Annotated in this window: 22 protein-coding genes and 1 pseudogene; 13 read left to right on the forward strand and 10 right to left on the reverse strand. The window is 38.7% G+C overall.

Annotated features, from left to right (window positions below):
* Window positions 1–64: 64 nt before the first annotated feature.
* The 5 genes and pseudogenes from CVT00_RS10445 to CVT00_RS03250 all read right to left on the reverse strand — a co-directional run bounded on the left by CVT00_RS10445 (window position 65) and on the right by CVT00_RS03250 (window position 3,570).
* A complete protein-coding gene (locus CVT00_RS10445; protein WP_413784360.1) occupies window positions 65–1,228 on the reverse strand; it encodes a methyl-accepting chemotaxis protein in 1,164 nt (387 codons plus the stop codon).
* Window positions 1,229–1,375: 147 nt separating this feature from the next.
* A pseudogene (locus CVT00_RS10450) lies at window positions 1,376–1,984 on the reverse strand (cache domain-containing protein); the annotation flags it as partial.
* Between the two features lie 147 nt (window positions 1,985–2,131).
* Window positions 2,132–2,674, reverse strand: a complete 543-nt coding sequence (locus CVT00_RS03240) for an SCO family protein (protein ID WP_107916040.1) — start codon at window positions 2,672–2,674, stop codon at window positions 2,132–2,134.
* Window positions 2,675–2,683: 9 nt separating this feature from the next.
* Window positions 2,684–3,148 carry a hypothetical protein gene (locus CVT00_RS03245; protein ID WP_103558403.1) on the reverse strand — a complete coding sequence of 155 codons (465 nt, stop codon included), beginning with the start codon at window positions 3,146–3,148 and terminating at the stop codon, window positions 2,684–2,686.
* A complete protein-coding gene (locus CVT00_RS03250; RefSeq protein ID WP_103558402.1) occupies window positions 3,148–3,570 on the reverse strand; it encodes a copper chaperone PCu(A)C in 423 nt (140 codons plus the stop codon). Before CVT00_RS03250 ends, CVT00_RS03245 begins: the two co-directional genes overlap by 1 nt.
* Window positions 3,571–3,707: 137 nt before the next feature.
* On the opposite strand from CVT00_RS03250, the gene CVT00_RS03255 reads away from it, so the two are divergent.
* The 5 genes from CVT00_RS03255 to CVT00_RS03275 are packed head-to-tail and all read left to right on the forward strand — an operon-like array spanning window position 3,708 to window position 6,754.
* Window positions 3,708–4,673: a L,D-transpeptidase family protein gene (locus CVT00_RS03255; RefSeq protein ID WP_087581996.1), complete on the forward strand. Its 966-nt coding sequence runs from the start codon at window positions 3,708–3,710 to the stop codon at window positions 4,671–4,673.
* 2 nt (window positions 4,674–4,675) lie between these two features.
* A complete protein-coding gene (gene cmeU, locus CVT00_RS03260; protein WP_009294264.1) occupies window positions 4,676–4,915 on the forward strand; it encodes a CmeU family protein in 240 nt (79 codons plus the stop codon).
* Window positions 4,908–5,921 (forward strand): alanine racemase, encoded by a 1,014-nt coding sequence (locus tag CVT00_RS03265; RefSeq protein ID WP_103558401.1) that lies wholly within the window; start codon window positions 4,908–4,910, stop codon window positions 5,919–5,921. The genes cmeU and CVT00_RS03265 overlap by 8 nt, the downstream gene beginning before the upstream one ends.
* A 9-nt stretch (window positions 5,922–5,930) precedes the next feature.
* Window positions 5,931–6,362, forward strand: coding sequence for a peptide deformylase (locus CVT00_RS03270; RefSeq protein WP_103558400.1), 432 nt, complete (start codon window positions 5,931–5,933; stop codon window positions 6,360–6,362).
* A gap of 50 nt (window positions 6,363–6,412) precedes the next feature.
* Window positions 6,413–6,754 carry a hypothetical protein gene (locus CVT00_RS03275; RefSeq protein WP_181000488.1) on the forward strand — a complete coding sequence of 114 codons (342 nt, stop codon included), beginning with the start codon at window positions 6,413–6,415 and terminating at the stop codon, window positions 6,752–6,754.
* A gap of 1,092 nt (window positions 6,755–7,846) precedes the next feature.
* Here CVT00_RS03275 and htpX read toward each other — a convergent pair.
* Genes htpX through ribA form a run of 5 tightly spaced genes read right to left on the reverse strand, consistent with a single transcriptional unit; the run spans window position 7,847 to window position 10,401 of the window.
* Window positions 7,847–8,713, reverse strand: a complete 867-nt coding sequence (gene htpX, locus CVT00_RS03280; protein ID WP_103558398.1) for a zinc metalloprotease HtpX — start codon at window positions 8,711–8,713, stop codon at window positions 7,847–7,849.
* An 8-nt stretch (window positions 8,714–8,721) separates the two neighbouring features.
* Entirely contained in the window at window positions 8,722–9,084 is a 363-nt protein-coding gene (locus tag CVT00_RS03285; protein WP_103558397.1) for a hypothetical protein, read from the reverse strand.
* A complete protein-coding gene (locus CVT00_RS03290) occupies window positions 9,081–9,275 on the reverse strand; it encodes a hypothetical protein (RefSeq protein WP_009294554.1) in 195 nt (64 codons plus the stop codon). The genes CVT00_RS03285 and CVT00_RS03290 overlap by 4 nt, the downstream gene beginning before the upstream one ends.
* Window positions 9,272–9,841 carry a 16S rRNA (guanine(527)-N(7))-methyltransferase RsmG gene (gene rsmG, locus CVT00_RS03295; protein WP_103558396.1) on the reverse strand — a complete coding sequence of 190 codons (570 nt, stop codon included), beginning with the start codon at window positions 9,839–9,841 and terminating at the stop codon, window positions 9,272–9,274. The genes CVT00_RS03290 and rsmG overlap by 4 nt, the downstream gene beginning before the upstream one ends.
* The gene (gene ribA / locus CVT00_RS03300; protein WP_012001491.1) at window positions 9,838–10,401 is read right to left on the reverse strand and encodes a GTP cyclohydrolase II; all 564 of its coding nucleotides are present in this window, start codon (window positions 10,399–10,401) and stop codon (window positions 9,838–9,840) included. The genes rsmG and ribA overlap by 4 nt, the downstream gene beginning before the upstream one ends.
* A 68-nt stretch (window positions 10,402–10,469) precedes the next feature.
* Between ribA and hemB the strand changes: the two genes are divergently transcribed.
* From hemB to CVT00_RS03340, 8 genes are all read left to right on the forward strand, one after another.
* Window positions 10,470–11,441 carry a porphobilinogen synthase gene (gene hemB / locus CVT00_RS03305; RefSeq protein WP_103558395.1) on the forward strand — a complete coding sequence of 324 codons (972 nt, stop codon included), beginning with the start codon at window positions 10,470–10,472 and terminating at the stop codon, window positions 11,439–11,441.
* A gap of 1 nt (window position 11,442) precedes the next feature.
* Entirely contained in the window at window positions 11,443–12,360 is a 918-nt protein-coding gene (gene argF / locus CVT00_RS03310) for an ornithine carbamoyltransferase (RefSeq protein WP_103558394.1), read from the forward strand.
* Window positions 12,357–12,842: a DUF2603 domain-containing protein gene (locus CVT00_RS03315; RefSeq protein ID WP_103558393.1), complete on the forward strand. Its 486-nt coding sequence runs from the start codon at window positions 12,357–12,359 to the stop codon at window positions 12,840–12,842. Before argF ends, CVT00_RS03315 begins: the two co-directional genes overlap by 4 nt.
* Window positions 12,835–14,196, forward strand: a complete 1,362-nt coding sequence (gene hemN, locus CVT00_RS03320) for an oxygen-independent coproporphyrinogen III oxidase (protein ID WP_107915407.1) — start codon at window positions 12,835–12,837, stop codon at window positions 14,194–14,196. The genes CVT00_RS03315 and hemN overlap by 8 nt, the downstream gene beginning before the upstream one ends.
* A gap of 112 nt (window positions 14,197–14,308) precedes the next feature.
* Window positions 14,309–15,988, forward strand: coding sequence for a TolC family outer membrane protein (locus CVT00_RS03325; protein ID WP_107915405.1), 1,680 nt, complete (start codon window positions 14,309–14,311; stop codon window positions 15,986–15,988).
* A gap of 20 nt (window positions 15,989–16,008) precedes the next feature.
* The gene (locus CVT00_RS03330; protein WP_103636458.1) at window positions 16,009–16,668 is read left to right on the forward strand and encodes a transglutaminase-like cysteine peptidase; all 660 of its coding nucleotides are present in this window, start codon (window positions 16,009–16,011) and stop codon (window positions 16,666–16,668) included.
* Complete coding sequence (locus CVT00_RS03335) at window positions 16,665–18,614, forward strand: bifunctional diguanylate cyclase/phosphodiesterase (protein WP_107915403.1); 1,950 nt, start codon at window positions 16,665–16,667, stop codon at window positions 18,612–18,614. The genes CVT00_RS03330 and CVT00_RS03335 overlap by 4 nt, the downstream gene beginning before the upstream one ends.
* Window positions 18,615–18,617: 3 nt before the next feature.
* On the forward strand, window positions 18,618–20,756 hold the full coding sequence (locus CVT00_RS03340; RefSeq protein WP_021085509.1) for a type I secretion system permease/ATPase: 2,139 nt from the start codon (window positions 18,618–18,620) through the stop codon (window positions 20,754–20,756).

Consider the following 20,756-nt stretch of genomic DNA (forward strand, 5'->3'; position numbering starts at 1 on the left):
AGATTAAAATTCCAACCCAGCTTAAACTAGGTTGGAATTTATGAGGGTTGATGAAGCAGTTTGATTAAAATTTATTCTTTCTTACTTCACTTACTATTGTCTTAGCCATATTATCAACATCGCTTGTTACTTCATTGGCTTTATTAGCAATTACAACGTTTTCTTTTGTTAGGTGATCTATTTGAGCAACTGATTGATTTATCATATTTATGCCTTCACTTTGCTCTTTGATTGATTCACTCATCTCATTTATTGATTGAGCTAATACATTTGTATTTGCTTCTATCTCACCAAGTGATTTTTGAGTTCTTTCAGCTAGCTTTCTTACTTCATCAGCAACAACGGCAAATCCTCTACCATGCTCTCCAGCTCTAGCTGCTTCTATTGCAGCATTAAGTGCTAGAAGGTTTGTTTGATCTGCTATATCTCTAATGATAGTTATGATGTTTTTAATTTCATCTGATTGTCTTATAACATCAGCTGTCTTTTGAGAGATGGCATTCATTGAGCTAGACATTTGCTCAACTGCTGCTGCGCTTTCTTGAAGTGAGCTTGCTTGCGTGCTAGCGCCTTGCGTTAGCTCTTTCATAGCTGAAGCCAAAGTTGTAGCTTTTTCTTTAAGTAGCTGTGCTTGGCTTAAATTTGAGTTTAGCATAGAGCAAACTACCTCTCCCATGTTTGATACTCCAAGTATCATAGCCTTTAGGTCAGCCTCTAGCTCCTCATTTATCTCAACCTTTGCTGTAAAGTCATTTTTAGTATATGAGCTAAGAACATTTGTTATGCCCTTTAAATTTGCCGAGATAGATGTAAAGAATTTATTTAGTAGCTCTTTTAGTTCATTTAGTGATGGGTTGTTTGGAGTTGAGCCTATCTTTGCTCCAAGGTTTCCTTTGATCATCAAATTTGCTACCTTATTTAGCTCATCTATCATAGTGCTATCTTTTTTGATGCCAGCTATGACTTTGTCAATGTTCTCATTTATCGCCTTGCTCATCTCACCAAATTCATCATTTGATCTTACCTCTAGCTTGCTTGGTGCTTTTGCTTCGTAAGTTACAAATTTAAATACATCATCAAGCTTAGACTGGATGATTTTTATAGGGTTAAGAGACTTTTTAAGTAAGAAATAGACAAATGCTGAGAGGATAACGATGAATAGCACTGCTAGGATTAGCTGGATCTTTAGGAGAGGGATAGTATTTGACGTAAATACATCTTTTTGCATAGCCGAGATAGCTATCCAGCCACGATCATTTAGCTCGATAAAGTCAGCAAATCTCTCTTCGCCTTTTGAGTTTTGATAAGCAATAAGGCCATTTTTATTGAAGTCTTTATTTTTATATCTTTCAACCAGCTTTGTCGTTGTAGCATTTTCTTTGCCAACTAGCTCTTTATTAGGGTGGATGATGATCTTGCCGTTTTTGTCCATCACATAAACATAGCTATAGTCGGTTTTGCTAATATCCATGATCTCGTCGCTAAGGCTTGAGATATCAGCATTCATAGCAGCGACACCTTTATCGCCGATAGGTGCTGAAAATGCGATCATCATGGCATTTGAGCTTGATGATTTGTAAGGATCAGAAAAAGTTGCTTTTGAGCCTTTTGCGATCTTATACCAATCTCTTGTTCTTGGGTCGTAGCCATTGTCTTTTGGCATCTCATTCTTACCATTTGAGCGGTACATCGCTCCATCACTCTCATATCCTGCAAAAATTCTCTCGATCTCAGGTGAGACTATGAGTTTGCCTGTGCTTAAAACTTCATTTATCTGGCTTCTATCCTCTAGTTTTTCTAGCCTTTGGGCGATGCCGTTTGCAGCGTGCGTGTTGCTGTTAAAAAATGTATTCATAGCGTTTTTTACATCTTTTAGAATTTGACGCTGAGTTTGTATGACTAGCTCGACTGTCTTGTTTTGGGCAGTGTAGTAACTAGCGACTGACATAGCCACAAACGAGATACATAGAGCAACTATTAGCATTAGTGCTATTTTATTGGTGATTGACTTCACACGAATTCCTTTACATATGATTTACATTGTCGCAATATCGGCTAGTTTAAAAAGAATTGTATAGCTGTTTAAGAAATTTTTCTTTAAAAATAAGAAATTTTGATCTACAAGATAAATTTATGGTCTATCTTTTATTAAATTTAAAAGATTTTCTTTGATATTTTCGCTAGTTAAATTTGAAATTTCGCTGTAAAAATTTCCATCTTTATCTAGCAGATAGATAGCAGAGCTGTGAGCGACAGAGTAGCCCATAGCAGAGTTTTTAAGATGCACTTTTTGGTATTTTACGCCGTAGTTTTTAGCGACTTTTGGCAGATCGTTTAGCTTTAGTCCGTCTGCGTCCTTGTAGAAATTTTTAGCCATTAGGGTTAAATTTTCAGGCGTGTCACGCTCAGGATCAAGCGTGATGAAAAGTAGCTCAAAGTCGTCTCTTTTTAGTTTATTTAGCTCATCGCCCACAAGAGAGAGCGTAGTAGGGCAGACATCGGGGCAGTAAAGATAACCAAAATATATCGCTTTATATTTGCCGTTATAGTTTTTAAGGCTCACTTCGCCATGCTCTGAAAGCGCCTTAAAATCATACTTGTTTGGCTTTATAAAAAGCATCGCAAGACCTGCGCATATTAAGATTATTATTAAGCCCCAAAGTGTCTTTTTCATCATTTGCCCTTACATTTTTAGATCGAGATCGACAAAAAATCCAGTATCTTTTTCGCCATCAAGCAGCTTAAATCTATACCTCATAAGATCGACCACACAAGCACTTAGCACGACTTGGGCTATTAGATTATCGCCCCTTTGATCAAGCCTTGCCTTTATAGAACCCATGTTCATATTTATGCCATCGATTACAAGATTTGGATCTTTTAGCCCTAAATTTTTGCCATTAATGATCTTAAAGCTAAACGGTCTCATCGCAAAGATTGGTCTTGGCGAGATGTCTATCTTTAGCTTAACGCCATTAAATTTCACCTCGCAAGCATCTTTGTTTAGATCGCATTTTAAAGGATCAAGCGATGTATTTACATCGGCAAATTCAGGCGGATCCTCTTTACTGACCATAAATTTATGACCCATCCAAAAAGCGCCTGCTACTATAAAGATGAGTGAAAAAAGGGTTAGAATTTTTTTCATTATTTAAAGTTTTTAGTTACTCCGATATTATCAAGCTTGATGCTCTCGCCGTTGCTAAATTTTAGCTCCAGATCAACCTTGTCACCATCTTTTATGGGTTTGTTTAGATCCATTAGCATGATGTGAAGACCGCCAGGTGCTAGCTTTGTCTCGCCATTTTTTGGGATAATAGCGTCTTCAACCTGAACCATAGCCATCATGCCATTTTCCATCTTGTGAGTGTGAATTTCAGTGCTTTTACAAACACTTGAATGAACGCCAACTAGCTTTACATCGGCATTTGAAGCATTTTTGATATTCATGAAAATAGCGCTATTGTTTGTGCCAGGCTTTGTGTCTCTTGCTCTGACATTTTCTAGGCTGATGTCAGCTGCCATTAGTGTAGATGCCGCAAGCAATGCACCAAAAACAAGTTTTTTCATATTTTTTCCTTTATGGTAAATTAATAATGGTTTTCAGATTATACATATAAAGAAACTAAAATTCCCTTTAAAATTTAAAAATTGAAATTTTTTAGGTTATAATTACGCACTAAATTTTACTTTTTGGGACACTTCACTTGAAAAAGATACTATTTTTCTTCATCGCGTTAGCGCCTTGTCTTTTTGCCCAAAATTACGAAGAAATTTACTTAAAAAATGGCCCATCTGCCGTCATAGAAGCCATTGAAAAGAACATTTTAAGTAAGGACTACTGGCTAAACAAGCTCAAAGACAAGGACGTTAGATACGGATATTACGACAATGAGATACTTCTAAGCGTGGTTGATAAGACTGACAAAGAGCTTGAGGTCATCTCTTATAAAGACGGAGTTACAAAAAAACTCTTTAGCTCAAGCGTTATCGTTGGCAAAAATGGCGATAAACTGCTTGAGGGCGACCTAAAAACGCCAGTTGGCGTCTATCAGCTCACACGTAGATTTACGCCAAATGATAGATATCTTGGCCCACTTGCTTTTTCTCTTTCATATCCAAATTTACTTGATAAACTTGCCAAACGTAATGGCAGCGGCATCTGGATACATGGCTATCCGCTCGATGGTCAAAGGACAGATGAGCTAAAGACAAAAGGCTGCGTGGCTATGCAAAATGACATCTTGATGAAATTTGACGAAGTTATAGACCACAAAAAAACGCTCGCATTTATCTACGAGGACAAGCGCCCAGAAGCAAGCGCGAACGACATAGCAGTGATCATCTCTGGAATTCTTAACTGGAAAAAGACTTGGAGCGAGAGCGACATCGATAGCTATTTGAAATTTTATGATAAAGATTTTGAGCGATATGACGGTATGAGCTTAGAAAATTTTAAAAATATGAAACGAGCGATCTTTTCTAAAAAAGAGAAAAAACATATCGCTTTTTCAAATTTTCTCATCACGCCTTATCCAAACCTTAAAAACGACAAGCTATTTCGTGTGAGTTTTTATGAGGATTATGCTGCTGATACGCATAAATTTGCAGGTCAAAAGACCCTTTATGTCAAGCTTTATGGCGATGAGATGAAAATTTTTATAGAGGAGTAGAAGTGGAAAAATCTCAAGAAGTAAAAGAGAAGATAGAGAAAATTTTAGAGGCAAGGTCTGCATTTTTTGCTGAGCTAGACCGCCAAGTGCCAAAGAAAAATGGCACTGACGTCTTTGACTTTAGCAAGGTCAAAGAGGCTGATCTAAAAGAAATTTACGCTAAATTTTATGCATTTGACTACAACGTAAGAAAGCTCTTGCCTGATGTTTATAAAGCTTATGATGTGAATTTTAATGTCTGAGATACGCTTAAACAAAGCAGCTTACATCCACAATCTAACTAAAATTTGTGACAAAGCTGGCGGAAAAGAAAAAGTGATCGTCGTGCTAAAAGATAACGCTTATGGGCATGGCGCAAGGCTCATAGCTAGCGAGGCTAAGAAATTTGGCATAAAAAACTGCGCTGTAAAGAGCGAATTTGAAGCCAATGAGATCGCTGATATCTTTGAAAATATCTTGATCCTCTCGCACATCCCAACAGGCGATGAGAGCGCTAAATTTACCTACGCCATAAACGACATAGACGCACTTTTAAAGATAAAAGAAAATACAAAAATCAACCTCGCCATCGACACAGGCATGCATAGAAATGGGCTTGATATAAGCGAGCTTGATTATGCATTTAAAATTTTAGCTAGAAGAAATTTAGAGCTTCTTGGCGCTTATACGCACTTTCGCGCAAGCGATGAACTAAATGCTGATTATTTCGTGCAAAGAGAAAATTTTAACGCCGCAAAAGCGAAAATTTTAGCTCTTTGCGATGAGTTTGGTATAAAAAAACCGATCTTTCACTCTCACAACTCAGCCGCCCTTGAAAGAGCGAGCGAGATAAAAGATGAGATGGTGCGCGTAGGCATCGCTCAGTATGGATATGCTCAGTTTAATAGCTCTTTAAATTTAAAGCCAGTGCTTTCACTTTGGGCAAAGCGCGTTAGCAGGCGGGTCTTAAAAAGTGGTCAAAGTGTGGGATATGGGGCTAAATTTATAGCAAAAGATGATATAAACGTCGCTACTTATGATCTTGGATATGGCGACGGACTGCTAAGATACAATGGACTTGGTGAGCTAAGGATTGCAAATGGCGAGCTGATACTTGGCAAAATTTCGATGGATAGCTTTAGCTGCAAGGATAGTGGCGAGTGGGTCTGTGTCTTTGAGGACGCAAATGTCTGGGCTAACTTTTTTGGCACGATAAACTACGACATCTTGGTCAAACTCTCGCCAAATATCACTAGAAAATTTATATAAAGGTAATATGTGAAAAAGATCGTTTTATTAGCTCTTGCAAGCCTTGCTTTTGGTTTGCAAGAGAGTGAGTTTAAAGTTTATGAGCAGATACTAAATCAGCTTGATACAAAGCAGATCCCAGCCTTTGTCGTCCAAACCGCAAAGCCAAATTTACCAAGCAGGGTCGATGAGATGATCACGCTAAAAGATGTAAGCAGTGACGGACTAAATATACATGGCGAGTTTGTCTTAAATGAGACCAAGACAAAGAAGCTAAAAGGCTATAACAAGGCTCAAATTTCGGCTTTAAAAGATGAATTTTATCAAAACGGAAAAGAGGCGCTTTGCAACTCAGGCATGGCAAGAGCTGCGCTAAATCGCGGCATCACGCTAAGTGGTAGCTATGGCTTTGAGGGCAGGCATCTTTTTGATTTGAAGCTGGATAAGAGTAGTTGCGAGTAGCCATTTTTGCTCTGGTTTTTTGCTCGCTAGCTCTGGCTCTGACGCCAGATATGGTAGCGAAAAATCACGCAACATACTACAAAAAAAAGCTCCCATTTATCTGCACGCCGACGCTAACTCTTAATGATATCTTAAACGTCGGCGACACGCTCATCTACAGATACGCCGTCAAACACGCAAGAAAACAAGAGATCAAAAGGCTTGAAGAAAAAGAGCTTTTGGAATTTATCGAGGCTATAAAAAAAGAGAATTTAAGAACCGCTTGCAAGGATAAAGAAATTTTAAATATGCTAAGCATCGGCGTTAGCTTGGATGAAATTTTCTACTCAGAAAACGGCGAACTAATCTTTGAATACACTATAAAGGACGAAGACTGTAAGAAACTGCAGTGAAATTTGGGGATAAATTTCAGTTTTTGTCCTGCAAATTTGGTGGAATTTTATTGGATAAAACGCATGCGGCACGATAGTGCTATCGCATGCACTTCTAACGTGCGAGGGGATTGTGGGATCTAAAGGGAGATAAGGGGACGGCTTCGTAATTCAAGTCCCCTTGTCTCCCTTTTAATCAATTTATATCTCAAAGCAAATTTTAAAATTCCACTCACCCCTAAGAATTGACTACTAAAATTTAGCTTCGCCTATAGCTTAGCTCAAATTTTAGAGTCGAAATTACTCGTTCATGAAATTTTAAAATTTGCTGACACTTATCTGACTTGATAAAGCTATTTTACAAATTTTAAAACTTTATTCGCTCGCCTTGGCAGACTACTAAATTTAGAGCCGTGATATGCTAGTTCATAAATTTTAAAATTTGCCTGAGTTTCTATGACACAAAACGCATGCAGTGCTTTAGCACAATTGCATGCACCTCTAACGTGCGAGGGGGATTTTTACTCGGGGCTTCGTCTCGTAACTGCAAGCAGACGGGGGATTTAAAAAGGAGGGGGGGGGATAAGGGCGACCTCGTGTCTGCTTTGCAGTTTCAAGCCTGCGAAGCAAAATTCAAGTCCCATTGTCTCCATTTTTGGATAAAACAAATTTATAAATTTGGTTAGATTGCTTTAGAAATTTTAAAATCCCATTCACTCGCAAGAATTGACTACTAAAATTTGGCTTTGCTTATTGCTTAGCTCAAATTTTAGAGTCGAAATTACTCATTCATGGAATTTTAAAGTTACTGGAATTTCAATAAAATGCATGCATCGCAAGACAAATTTTAAAACTTTACTCACTCGCCTTAGCAGACTACTAAATTTAGGCTGCACTGCGTTTAGTACTAAATTTAGAGCCATGATATGCCAGCTCTAATTTTAAAATTTGTTAAAGTCTCAACGCTTGCATGAGCGACTGCTAAATTTTAACTTCGCTTACCGCTTAGCTCAAATTTTAGAGCCGAAATACTCGCCTTAAAATTTGACTACTATATTTAAAATTTAAACCAAAAAACGAAAAATTTAGCCCAAATTTACTAAGAGCTAAATTCTACATGCCTCTTTTTATCTCTTGCTCTAGTCTTTGAAGCTCAGCTATCCTGTCGCTGGTGCTTGGGTGTGTTCTAAAAAGCACGCTAAGCTTGCTAGTTAGCGAGCCAAATGGATTTACGATAAACATATGCGCGCTTTGTTCGCTTGCGTTTTGCATGACGTAAGAATTTGAGTAGTTTTCAAGCTTGGTTAGTGCGCTGGCTAGCCACTCTGGGTGTCCCGTTAGATAGGCTGCGCCTTTGTCGGCTTTGTACTCGCGCTCCCTTGAGATCGCCATTTGTATGACCGTGGCAGCTAGTGGCATGACGACAGCTATGATTAGCATAAATACCGCGTTGCCGTTTCGCTGCGAGTTTTGATTTTGACCAGCGACGGTGCCTATTTTGGCAAAATTTGCGACCATCGCGATAGCCCCAGCTAGTATGGCAGCAACTGAGCCAGTTAGGATGTCGTAGTGCCTTACATGGCTTAGTTCGTGAGCTAGCACGCCCTCGATCTCGTTTTCATTTAAAATTTTTAAAAGCCCCTCAGTAACTGCGACGGCTGCGTGGCTTGGGTTGCGGCCTGTGGCAAAGGCATTTGGCACCTCTTCTGGGATGATGTAAATTTTTGGCATCGGCAAATTCGCCTTTTGCGTAAGGCGAGAGACGATCTCGTAAAGGCCGTGAGCGTTGCTCTCATCAACTGGGATGGCGTTATATCTTTTTAGAACGAGCTTGTCGCTGAAAAAATAAGAAAAGATATTCATGCCAGCTGCCATCAAAAAGGCGATCATCATGCCTTGTTCGCCGCCCACATAGCCTCCAACAGCGATGAAAACTAGCATTAAAGCAACCATTAAAAAAGCGGTTTTGAAAATTTCCATTTTTGTCCTTATTTTATAGCATTTGGTAAGATCGCTGCGTCGATCTCAAATTTCGCAAGCTCGAAAAGGCTTGCTTCACTCTCTATCAAAACAGCGATAAGTGCGTCAAATAAGTAGTTTTGCGCAACTTTTGCCAGATCTTTAGCTAGCGTAATATCGGCAATAATAAATTTTGCTCCAGCGCCGTTTGCGATGATGGCTTCGTTTATGTCATTTGCGATGATGCTAAAGTTTGCTCCAGCTTCTAGCGCTCTTTTTATCAAATTTCTATCAAATTTAAAGAGATTTTGCCTGCTGTTTGAAATTTCATCTTCGCATTTGCAAAGAAACAGCGGCTCAAATTTTATCAGCTCATCACCTAAAATTTTCATCTCTCACCCTTTATGCACTCTTTACAGATGTATTTTCCGTCCCTTAGCACCATTTGATCGATGTCGCTAAAGACACCGCATTTGCTGCACTCTTCGAAGTTGCTGGTGCTTATCTTGTCGCTTTTTTTTCTATTTTTAAAAAATATGATGTAAATCGCAACCAAAATCGCTACAAAAAGCAAGTATTTCAACGTATCTCCCCTCGGTTTTTGATATTAAAATATATGTAGTTTCTATTTTTTTCATTATAAATTTGCGCGTTGATGCCTGAAATTTCATCCATGACGCTTGAGCCCTTGTAGATGAGAAATTTAGTGCTCTCATCGTAAAATCCCTCACAAATTTTTATAAGCTCTTTTGTCTTGCTAAGCGCCCTTGAGGTGATGAGATCAGCCATAAATTTATCTACAAGCTCGATCTTTTGGCTATGAACTTCTAAATTTTGTAAGTCAAGCTCGATCTTAGCGTAGCTTAGAAATGATGACTTTTTGGCTATCGGCTCAAAAAGGTGCCACTTCGTTTGAGGCATCGCAAGGGCTAAAAATATCGCTGGAAAGCCAGCTCCACTACCAACATCGATCGCCGTTTTGGCGCTTAGGTCAAAAATTTCAAGCGGCTTTATGCTATCAAGCACCTGCTCGCTTATATCTTTATAGTTGCTTAAGCTATGAACTTTGTTAAATTTAGCAAAAATTTGAGCGTAAGCCTTTACTTTTTCGTTAAATTCAGCTGGCAAACAGAGCCCATTTTTCTTCACAAGATGTGTCCCATTTGCTCTTTTTTGACCTTTAAGTAGCCTTCGTTAAATTTATTTGGTTTTATAACGATAGGCACACGTTTTACGATCTTTACTGAGCTTAGTCCGTGAAGTTTTAAAGGGTTATTTGTGAGTAAATTTACCTCTTTTATGCCGTAGTGATTTAGGATAAAATCAACCACTTCATACGTCCTCTCATCGGCCTTAAAACCTAGCTGGTGATTAGCCTCAATGGTGTCAAAGCCCTTGTCTTGGAGGCTGTAAGCGTTTATCTTGTTTAAAAGCCCGATATTTCTGCCCTCTTGACGCAGGTAGATGACCATACCGCCATTTTCTTCGATATATTTTAGGCTCGCTTCAAGCTGATCGCGGCAGTCGCACTTTAGGCTTCCGATCGCATCGCCAGTTAGGCACTCAGAGTGAATTCTAAGATTTACCACTTCGCTTAAAGGCTCTTTATAGATCACGAGGTGCTCTTTTGCCCCTTCTTTGAAAGCTTGAACCTTATAAGTGCCAAATCTTGAGGGTAGATTTGCGGCGTTTGAAATTTCTATTTTCATTTTAAATTTACTCCAACTGTGCTAAACTAGCTAAAAATCACGCATTTTAACAAAGAAAAGGCAAAAATATGTTTAAACGTTTTAGAAGATTAAGAATAAATCCAGCTTTAAGAGAGATGGTAAGAGAGACTAGCCTTAGCGTAAATGACTTCATCTATCCACTCTTTGTAGTCGAGGGCAAAGGCGTTAAAAACGAGATCGCTTCGATGCCAGGCGTCTATCAAATGAGTATCGATGAAATTTTAAAAGAGTGTGAAGAGATAGTAAATTTAGGCATAAAATCGATCATTTTATTTGGCATACCAAGCCTAAAAGATAGCGTTGGCAGCGACGCACTAAGTAATGACGGCATCATCGCAACTGCGCTTCGTGCCATAAAAGATAAATTTCCAAATTTATTTGTCATCACAGATCTTTGCTTTTGCGAATACACAGACCACGGCCACTGCGGCATAATCGATCACGTACATAACACCATCGACAACGATGCAACGCTTGAAATTTCAGCTAAGCAAGCCTTGATACACGCTCAAAATGGCGCCGACATGATCGCACCAAGCGGTATGATGGACGGTATCATCGCAACGCTAAGAGAGACGCTTGATAGCAATGGCTTTGAGAATTTGCCAGTGATGGCATACTCGACTAAATTTGCCTCAGCCTACTACGGACCATTTCGCGATGTGGCGCAAAGCGCTCCAAGCTTTGGCGATAGAAAGAGCTACCAAATGGACAGCGCAAACCGCCTTGAAGCTATAAATGAGAGCTTGCAGGACGAGGCGCAAGGTGCTGATATCTTGATGGTAAAGCCAGCACTCGCCTATCTTGACGTCGTTAGAGAGCTAAGAAATTTAACACTTCTGCCACTTTGCGTCTATAACGTAAGCGGCGAGTACGCACTGTTAAAAGCTGGCGCAAAAGCTGGCATCATCGACTACGAGCGGGTTATGATGGAGACATTAATCGGCTTTAAAAGAGCAGGGGCAAATTTGATCATCACCTATCACGCAAAAGAAGCGGCTAAAATTTTAAGGGGCTAAGATGAGGCACTTTTTGACGCTAAATGACTTTAGTAAAGACGAAATCGAGCAGATGATAAATTTAGCTCGCAAGATCAAAAAAGAGGCGAAGGCTAGAGAATTTAAGCCATATCTTAAAGACCAAAAGCTTGCGATGATATTTGAAAAAAGCTCGACTAGAACGAGAGTGAGCTTTGATGTGGGCATGCATGAGCTTGGCGGATATGCGCTATTTTTAAGTAAAAATGATATACAAATAGGCCGCGGCGAGCCCATACGTGACACCGCTAGAGTGATAAGCAGGATGTGCGACATGGCTATGCTAAGGGTTGATAAGCACGAGACGCTAGAAGAATTTGCTAAATTTTCAAGCGTGCCAGTGATAAATGGGCTAAGTGATAAATTTCACCCAGTTCAGCTCATGGCGGACTATCTAACTATGCTTGAATTTAGCGCAGGCGAGAAGGTCGCATATGTAGGAGATGGCAACAACATGACTCACTCGTGGCTCATGCTAGCAAGCAAACTTGGCCTTGAGCTAAGAGTGGCTACGCCAAAAGGCTATGAGGCGGAGGCTGAAATTTTAAAAATGGCTAGTGAAAACGCAAAAATTTCAGGGGCGAAAATTTTTATCACAAATGATATAAAAGAAGCTGTAAATGGTGCCGATGTAGTGACTACAGACACTTGGGTATCGATGGGGCAAGAGGCTGAGAAAGAAAAGAGGCTAAAAGACTTTGCTGGATACTGCGTGGATGAAAATTTGATGAGTTTAGCTAAAAAAGATGCGATATTTTTGCACTGCTTGCCAGCTTATAGAGGCTACGAGGTGAGCGAAGCGGTCTTTGAGAGGCACGCGGATGAAATTTTTAGCGAGGCGGAAAATAGACTTCATGCCCAAAAAGGCGTGATGGTCTGGTTAGATGAGAGAAGAAGATGAGTGAAGAGAAAAATATATATGATGAGATAGATGAGATCGGCACTACACTTGGGCTAAGTAGCCCTGAAAAAACGGTCTTTGAGATAGTTTCAACAAAAAATCCAAACGAGCATATCTTAAATTTAAAAAGTGGCTCTTGGGACTCGAAAGAGCCGTGGTTTGGCATTGATGAAAATCAAAATTTACACACGGTCATTTCAGTACAATCGCTCTCAGCTTTGATAGAGGCTTTAAAAGAGACGCAAAAAGAGAATTTTGACCTAAGACTTGAAAAGACGATCTGGCAAAATATCCCAGTTGATTTTAGCGATGTTTGGGTGGTTGCGATGGATGAGATCAAAAAGATCGCTCACGATAAAAAGAGCAGGCAGTTTAACATAGATCTTGAAAAACTAGTAAAAAATATAAAAAAAGAGCATCCAAATCTATTTGTAGATATAAAAGAGATGATCCAAATGGCAAGGAGCAGGGCAGATGATTGATTTTAGTGCGTATGTGAAGTATTCAAGGCCAGGGCCAAGATATACGAGCTATCCGACAGCACCAGAGTTTAGCGATAAATTTAGCTATGAGGCTTATATAAAAGAGCTTGAAAACCGCGATAAAAAAAGGCCGCTTTCGCTTTATTTGCACCTGCCTTTTTGCAGGAGTGCTTGCTATTTTTGTGGCTGTAACGTCATCTACACGAGCAAAGAGGACCGCAAAGAGAGATATATAAGGTATATTGAAAAAGAGCTTGAAATTTTAGCTCGCCACCTAGATACAAGCACTGAGGTCTTGCAGATGCACTTTGGTGGTGGTACTCCGACATTTTATAACGCCGTTCAACTTGATGAGATCATCAAACTTATTAAGACTAAATTTAAAAATTTCTCAAAAGAGGCTGAGATAAGCTGCGAGATAGACCCGAGATTTTTGACAAATGAGCAGCTTGATGTGCTCATATCTCACGGTTTTAACCGCATAAGCTACGGCGTGCAAGACTTTGATGAGAAGGTGCAAAAAGAAATTCACCGAATTCAGCCTTATGAGATCACTCAAAATGCCGTAAAAATGGCTAGAGAGAAAGGCATAAAATCAATCAATATGGACCTGATCTACGGCCTGCCATATCAAAGCCTAGAGAGCTTTAAAAAGACACTTGAGCTGGCTCTCACGCTTGATCCAGATAGGCTTGCAGTATTTAACTACGCTCATGTGCCATGGATAAAAAAGTCGATGCGTAAATTCGATGAGACAACACTGCCAAGTCCAGAAGTGAAGCTTGAAATTTTAAAATTTACAGCTGAGTTTTTAACTAAAAATGGCTACAAAATGATAGGCATGGATCACTTTGCAAAGCCAAATGATGAGCTTTTTGGCGCTCTTGCAAATGGCACTTTGCATAGAAATTTCCAAGGATATACGACAAAGGGTGGCGCTGATCTTATCGGCATAGGCATCACAAGTATCGGTGAGTGCAAAAGACACTACGCGCAAAATCATAAAGATATGGATGAGTATGAAAAAGCGATCGATAGCGGAAAGTTGCCATACGCAAAGGGAATTTATCTAAGTAATGAAGACTTGCTTAGAAAAAGTGTGATCATGAGTTTGATGAGTAATTTTGGGCTTAATATCAAGGCAGTCGAGGATGAATTTCATATAAATTTCTTTGAACATTTCAAAAATGAGCTTGAGGAGCTAAAGAATTTAAGTGAATTTGTCGATGTTACGACAGATAAAATCAGCGTAAATGAGACAGGAACGCTGATAATACGAAATATTGCAATGTGTTTTGATGAGTATCTTAAGAAAATTCCTGAAAATTTAAGGCGATTTTCTAAGACGATATAAAAATTATTTTTTTGTCATAAGGTATTTAAAATACGTTTAATATTTCTTGGTGTATAATTCGCACTAAAAGTCGAGCCAAAGCTTGACAATAAAAAGGTAAAAGGATCTAGTTATGAAAAAGATGTTAGCAATTAGTGCTTTGGCCGCAGCAACGTTGCTGTCTGCTCAAGATGTCCCTTATAGGATTTTTCTAGCTTCATTCGCTCAAGATGATAGCGCTGCTAGAATCGATAGTGCTGTTAGTAAAGTAAACAGCAAAATATCAGATAGCAGACTAACTACTGGCGTTTATGAAGTTGGTGGAAGAAAGTTTTTATATGTTGATACAACTCCAGTTTCTGAAAATGAAGCTAATGAGTTGTTAGCTAAAGTTCAAAATGAGTCAGGTTATAAAGATGCTTTAATGAGAGCTAAGTCACCTGTAACAAATGCTCAGTCAGCTAAAAAATCTAATATAGAGCAAACTATATCAGCAGAGCCTAAAGCAGCAGCTACAGCACAAGCTGATGATAGCGTATTGACTTTGGATCAAGTTGTAAAAACTATTTTAAATGAAAACCCAAGCTTAAAAGCTACAGAATTTAACTACTTACAAGTAGGCAAAGACCTAAAAATAGCTAAAAATGCCTACTATCCAACACTTGATGCAGCTGCTAGAGTAGGATATGAGAGAAAACGTCTTGATGATGGCATCTCAACAAGAAGAGGCGATGGCAGAGTATCTGGCGCATCTTTAACTTTAGTTGAAAACCTTTATAATGGTGGTGCTGATAAAAACAGAATCAACTCTCAAAGTGCAAGACTTGACTCAGCTGCTTACACAGTAGCTCAAGCTGCAGATAGACTAACACTAAGCGCTGCAAATGCTTATCTACAAGTTCTTCAAACAAAGAGAATTCTTGACATTGAAGAAGAAAATGTAAAAAGCCATGAAGAAATTTATAATCAAATCAAAGATAGAGCAAGATCAGGTTACGGTGTAGCTTCTGAAGAGAGACAAGCCGGATCACGCTATACTTTGGCTCAATCAAACTATGTAGCTGCTAAAAACAATTACGAGGATGCACTTTCTACATTTGAAAAACTATATGGAAGAAAAGTTGCTGCTAAAAACCTAGTAATGCCTGAGTTTAACCTGCCATTACCAAGCACTAAAGAGGCTGTTTATGACAAAGCTGTTCTTTGTAACCCAACACTTCTAGTTCAAAGATCAAACATCGCTATGGCAGAGTCTGTTGTAAAAGAGAAAAATGCACCATTTTTGCCAAAATTAGATCTTGTTGTATCAGGTGCTTATGATCACTCAAATGTTTTATATGATGATTATGAAGAGCAAACATTTGACGCTCTTTTAAGACTAAACTATAACCTTTACAACAAAGGTAATGATAAGCTAGATAAAGAGAAGAGCCAACTTGCCGTTCAACAAGAGCAACAAACTATGGACAACCTTGTAAGAGAGCTTAAAGAGTCTTTGGAATTTTCATGGCAAAACTATGTTCTTGACCAAGAAAAAATGGGATATCTAAATCAACACGTTGAATATTCAAAAGCTACTCTTGATGCATATCAAGATGAGTTTAGAATCGGCCGCCGTGACCTTATCAACCTACTTGATGCAGAAAACGAGTACAACACAGCTTTAAAAGAGATCGCTACAACTGAGACTGCGCTATCTTATGCAAAATATAGATTGCTAGATAACATGGGTATGGTTTCAGATAGTTTTGAGCCAGGCTTTGCTAAGAGATATATTCAAGGCGCTTGCAGTATTCAAAACGACTTAAGATAAAAATTTAAAAAGTGATGACCATGAGGGTCAAAGCAAAATTTTGGACGCTTACTTTAAGCGTCCTTTTTTCGTTATTAGCAATAAATGCTGTTGGGGATTTTGTAAAACAAACAACGATAGCAAAGGTGGCTAAAATTTACGGAGAAGATGCAAGAAGAAGGGCATCGGCATTAAATTCTTTAATGACTTCATTGCAAGATGCAACCGAACAAGAGAAATTAATAAAAGTAAATGATTTTTTTAACTCTTTTAGGTGGGTTGATGATATGCAACTTTGGCATAAAAAAGATTACTGGGCTACCAGAATGGAATTTGTAGGAAAAGGCGCTGGTGACTGCGAAGACTACGTTATCGCAAAATATTTCACCCTAAAGCAACTTGGAATTCCAACTCAAAAATTATACTTCACATACGTTAAAGCCTTAAGATACAACCAAGCACATATGGTTTTGGCATATTATGATACACCAAAGTCTATTCCATTAATTTTAGACAACATAAATGGTAAAATAAAAATCGCAACTCAAAGAACAGACCTAGTGCCAGTTTATAGTTTCAACGGTGATTCGCTATACTTGGCAAAACAAGAAGGTCTTGGTCAGGCAATACCAGGTGGAAATAAAAAACAAAATCCTAAGTGGATGGAACTAATAGATAGGATAGGAAAAGAGGATTTATGACGCTATTTAAACAGATTATGATCGCTGTGATAGCTTTTGGCATCGTGATTTTTATGGCTGTTGGCTACTTAAATTTTAAGAGCCTAAATGGATACATCAACGACCAGCTCGGTGAAAACGCAAGACACACAGCAAACTCACTTGGACTTGCTTTAAAGCCGATTGTTGATCCTGAGGATATGTCTTTAGCACAAACGATGATAAATTCTATGTTTGATAGCGGCAGATACAAGCTCATTAAACTTGAAGATGTCGATGGTAAGGTACTTATAGAAAATTCTCAACAAACTATCGTTAAAGATATCCCCGAGTGGTTTTATAAGATCGCTAAATTTGAAGCTCCAGTGGCAACAAGTGAGATCATGACTGGCTGGGCAAAATTTGGCACACTCTATGTTCAAGGTAGCACAGCACTTGCTTACAATGAGCTTTACTCAAACTCAAAAAATATTTTTAACTTTCTAGCTTTAATGATCATCATCGCTCTTATCGTGGCTTTTTTCGCCCTAAAGGCGATATTTAGACCACTTGTTAAGGTTCAAGATCAAGCTGAAGCGATACTTGATAATAAATTTATCATCCAAAAGAGAATTCCATTCACAACTGACCTTAAAAAGATGGTGCTTGCCATGAACTCGATGGTTAGCAAGGTTCAAGACATCTTTGAAAGAGAGGCTGCTACGCTTAGCAAGTATCAAGAGCTTTTATACAAAGACTCTATGAGTGGCACTTATAATAGAAGGTTTTTTCAAACTAAATTTAGCGAGTATCTAGCGAGTGAAGAGTATTCAAGCGGTGTTGCATCACTTATTAGCTTTAAAGATCTAGCTGGATTAAAAGGCGTTCTTGGCTTTGAAAAATGGCAAAGTGTCATCATAAAAATAGCTCAAATTTTACAAGAAAAATCGGCTGAAAATGACCAAAATGCGATCGTCGCAAGGTTAAACGACAACGATTTTATCGTTATGTCATACGGTAAAAACTCATCAAATTTCTCAGCTCTAAACGATAAGATCATGGCTGAGTTTAAAAAACTCTATGCAAATTTCTCTATAAATGATAGCGAATGCCCAGTCAATGCTGCTATTGTCGAGTATTCACTAAGCACTGACATGAGAACACTACTTACTTCAGCTGACGTTACTTTGGCTAGTGCAAGACTGGCTGGCTGCTTTACTTGCAAAGAATTTAATGCAAATCAAAACACCCTAGTCATCGGCAAAGAGAAATATAAAGAGCTTATCTTTGACTCTATAAAAGAGGATAAATTTAAATTTGCAGCTCAAAAAGTAGTTGGTTTTGACTCAAGCTTTGAGCAGTACGAACTTTATCTAAGGCTAGTTGATAGCGAGGGCAAATGGCGTATGGCATCATACTTTATGCCAATGGTAAATGAGCTAAATTTAGGCGCAATGCTTGACCTTCACATACTAAATAGGATCGCTAGAATTTTACCTGAAAATATCTTGCCTCAAGGAAGCTTAGCGATAAATTTAGGAAAAGAGATATTAAGCTCGGATGAAAATTTCTCAAAGCTTGAAGCTACGCTTAAGAAAATCGCTCAAATTTCAAAATTTAAAAACTATATAGAAATTCCAAACAAAGACGATATTAGTATCGAAAGTATAGTTAGACTTACTAAAAAATTAAAAGAACTCGGCTTTGGTTTTGGATTTGACCACTTTGATCTTAATGCAAAAGGCATTGAGAAGTTAAAAGAATTTAATCCAGGCTACGTAAAGATCCAGTCAAATGTCTTAATCGACTTTTTAAGTGATAAATCAGGAGCAAATACAAAACAATCACTAGATGTTGTTTTGAGCTCAAAAGATATCATTTTGATTGCGATTGGTGTTGAGAGTGAAGAGCAAAAGAGTAAGCTAATTGAGCTTGGCATTAAAAATATGCAAGGAATTTATATAGATGAAATCAAAAATATTGGATGATAGATGCATAGCGATAAGATAAAAGACGAACTGCTTCAATGTTTGGTGATCTTTACCAAACTTCACAATAACCCATATAGTGCCGATGCTTTGACTATCGGTCTGCCTGTAAAAGATGGCGAAGAGATCGAGCTTTTTTCACTAAAGAGCTCGAAGTCTTTATTTTCTCGTGCAGCTTCACGTGCTGGCTTTGCATCGACGCTTGTTAGAAAAGACCTTGATCAAATTTCGCCTTTAGTTTTGCCTTGTATCTTGATGCTTAGAGGTAAAAAAGCTTGCATCTTGCAATCTTTCAGCGAAGACAAAAAGATGGCAAACATCATCACACCTGATCTTTCAACTGGCACTAGCACGATAGAAACAAGCAAGCTAAAAGATGAGTACCTAGGCTATGCTTACTACCTAAAACGTGAATTCGTCCCAGAAGATACAAGCTCGACAAAGCTTATCGACGCTGGCAATGACCATTGGTTTTGGGGCACTTTAAAGCGCTCTAAGAAAATTTACTTTGACGTCGTGATAGCAAGCTTTATCATAAACTTATTTGTCCTTGCAAGCCCGCTCTTTACGATGAACGTCTATGACCGCGTTGTGCCAAATAACGCAGTTGAGACACTTTGGGTTCTAGCACTTGGCGTGAGCGTCGTTTATGGTATCGATCTATTTTTAAAATTTGTTCGTTCATATTTTCTTGAGATCGCAGGCAAGAAGAGCGATATCATTATGAGCTCAATCCTCTTTGAGCGTGTAATGGATATGAAATTTAGCAATAAGCCAAAGTCGGTTGGTTCATTTGCTAGCAACTTGAAAGAATTTGACACAGTTAGAAATTTTTTCTCATCTGCGTCGCTTGCTGCCATTGTGGATCTACCATTTGCGTTAATCTTCTTGATAGTTACCTACTTTATAGGAAGCTACCTTGTGCTTGTGCCTATCGTTATTATGATAGCTATTTTGTGCTACACATTTTTTATAAAAGATCCGCTTCAAAACGCGATTAAAAGCACATTTGAAGCTTCAGCTATGAAAAATGGAATTTTGATAGAGAGCCTTAGTAGCTTAGAAACCATTAAAACTCTTGGTGCCAGCGGCCATGTGCAGTGGAACTGGGAAGAGGCGACTGGCGAGATAGCAAATAGAAGTATCAAATCAAAAATAATCACTACTTCAATCACGACAGTTACGTCATTTTTGGTGCAGCTAAACACTATCGCCATCATCGTTCTTGGCGTTTATATGATACAAGATACGCACCTTACTATGGGTGGTTTGATCGCTGCTGTTATGCTTAGTTCTCGTGCGATCGCTCCTATGGGTCAAGTAGCCTCACTAGCTGCAAATTTCGAGCAGACAAAGACAGCTTATCAAAGCCTTAGCAAGATCATGCAGATGCCAGTTGAAAGACCTGAGGGCAAGAAATTTGTTAGAAGAAATTCTTTTGATGGCAAGATAGAGTTTAAAAACGTTAGCTTTACTTATCCAGACACCACAAAAGGCTCACTTGATAGGATAAATTTTGTCATTCAGCCGGGTGAGAAAGTAGGCATCATCGGTAGAAATGGCTCTGGTAAGACAACCTTGCAAAAGATAATCCTAGGTCTTTACGCACCGACTGAGGGCTCAGTGCTAATTGATGGTATCGACATAAATCAAATAGACCCAGCTGATCTTAGAAGAAATATCGGCTACGTGCCACAAGACGTTGTGCTATTTAAAGGAACGGTTAGAGAAAATATCGTTCAAAAAGCTCCTTATGTCGATGATATGCAGATCATTAAGGCGGCTAAGGTAAGTGGCGTCGATGAATATGTCAATGCTCACCCACTTGGTTTTGATATGCCTGTCTTTGAAAGAGGCGATGGCATCAGTGGTGGTCAGCGTCAAAGTATAGCCGTGGCTAGGGCATTTTTACTTGATAGTCCTATCATCTTGCTTGACGAGCCTACAAATTCACTAGACAACACAGTTGAGAGCAAGCTAAAAGCAAATTTAAAGGTAAATACCGTAAATAAAACTATGATTTTAGTAACTCACAGAACATCGATGCTCGATCTTGTTGATAGGCTCATAGTGATGGATAACGGCAAAATTTTACTAGATGGTCCAAGAGATGAAGTTTTAGCTAGACTTAGTGGGAAGTGA

It is taken from the genome of Campylobacter concisus (assembly GCF_003048675.2).
Classification (GTDB): domain Bacteria; phylum Campylobacterota; class Campylobacteria; order Campylobacterales; family Campylobacteraceae; genus Campylobacter_A; species Campylobacter_A concisus_F.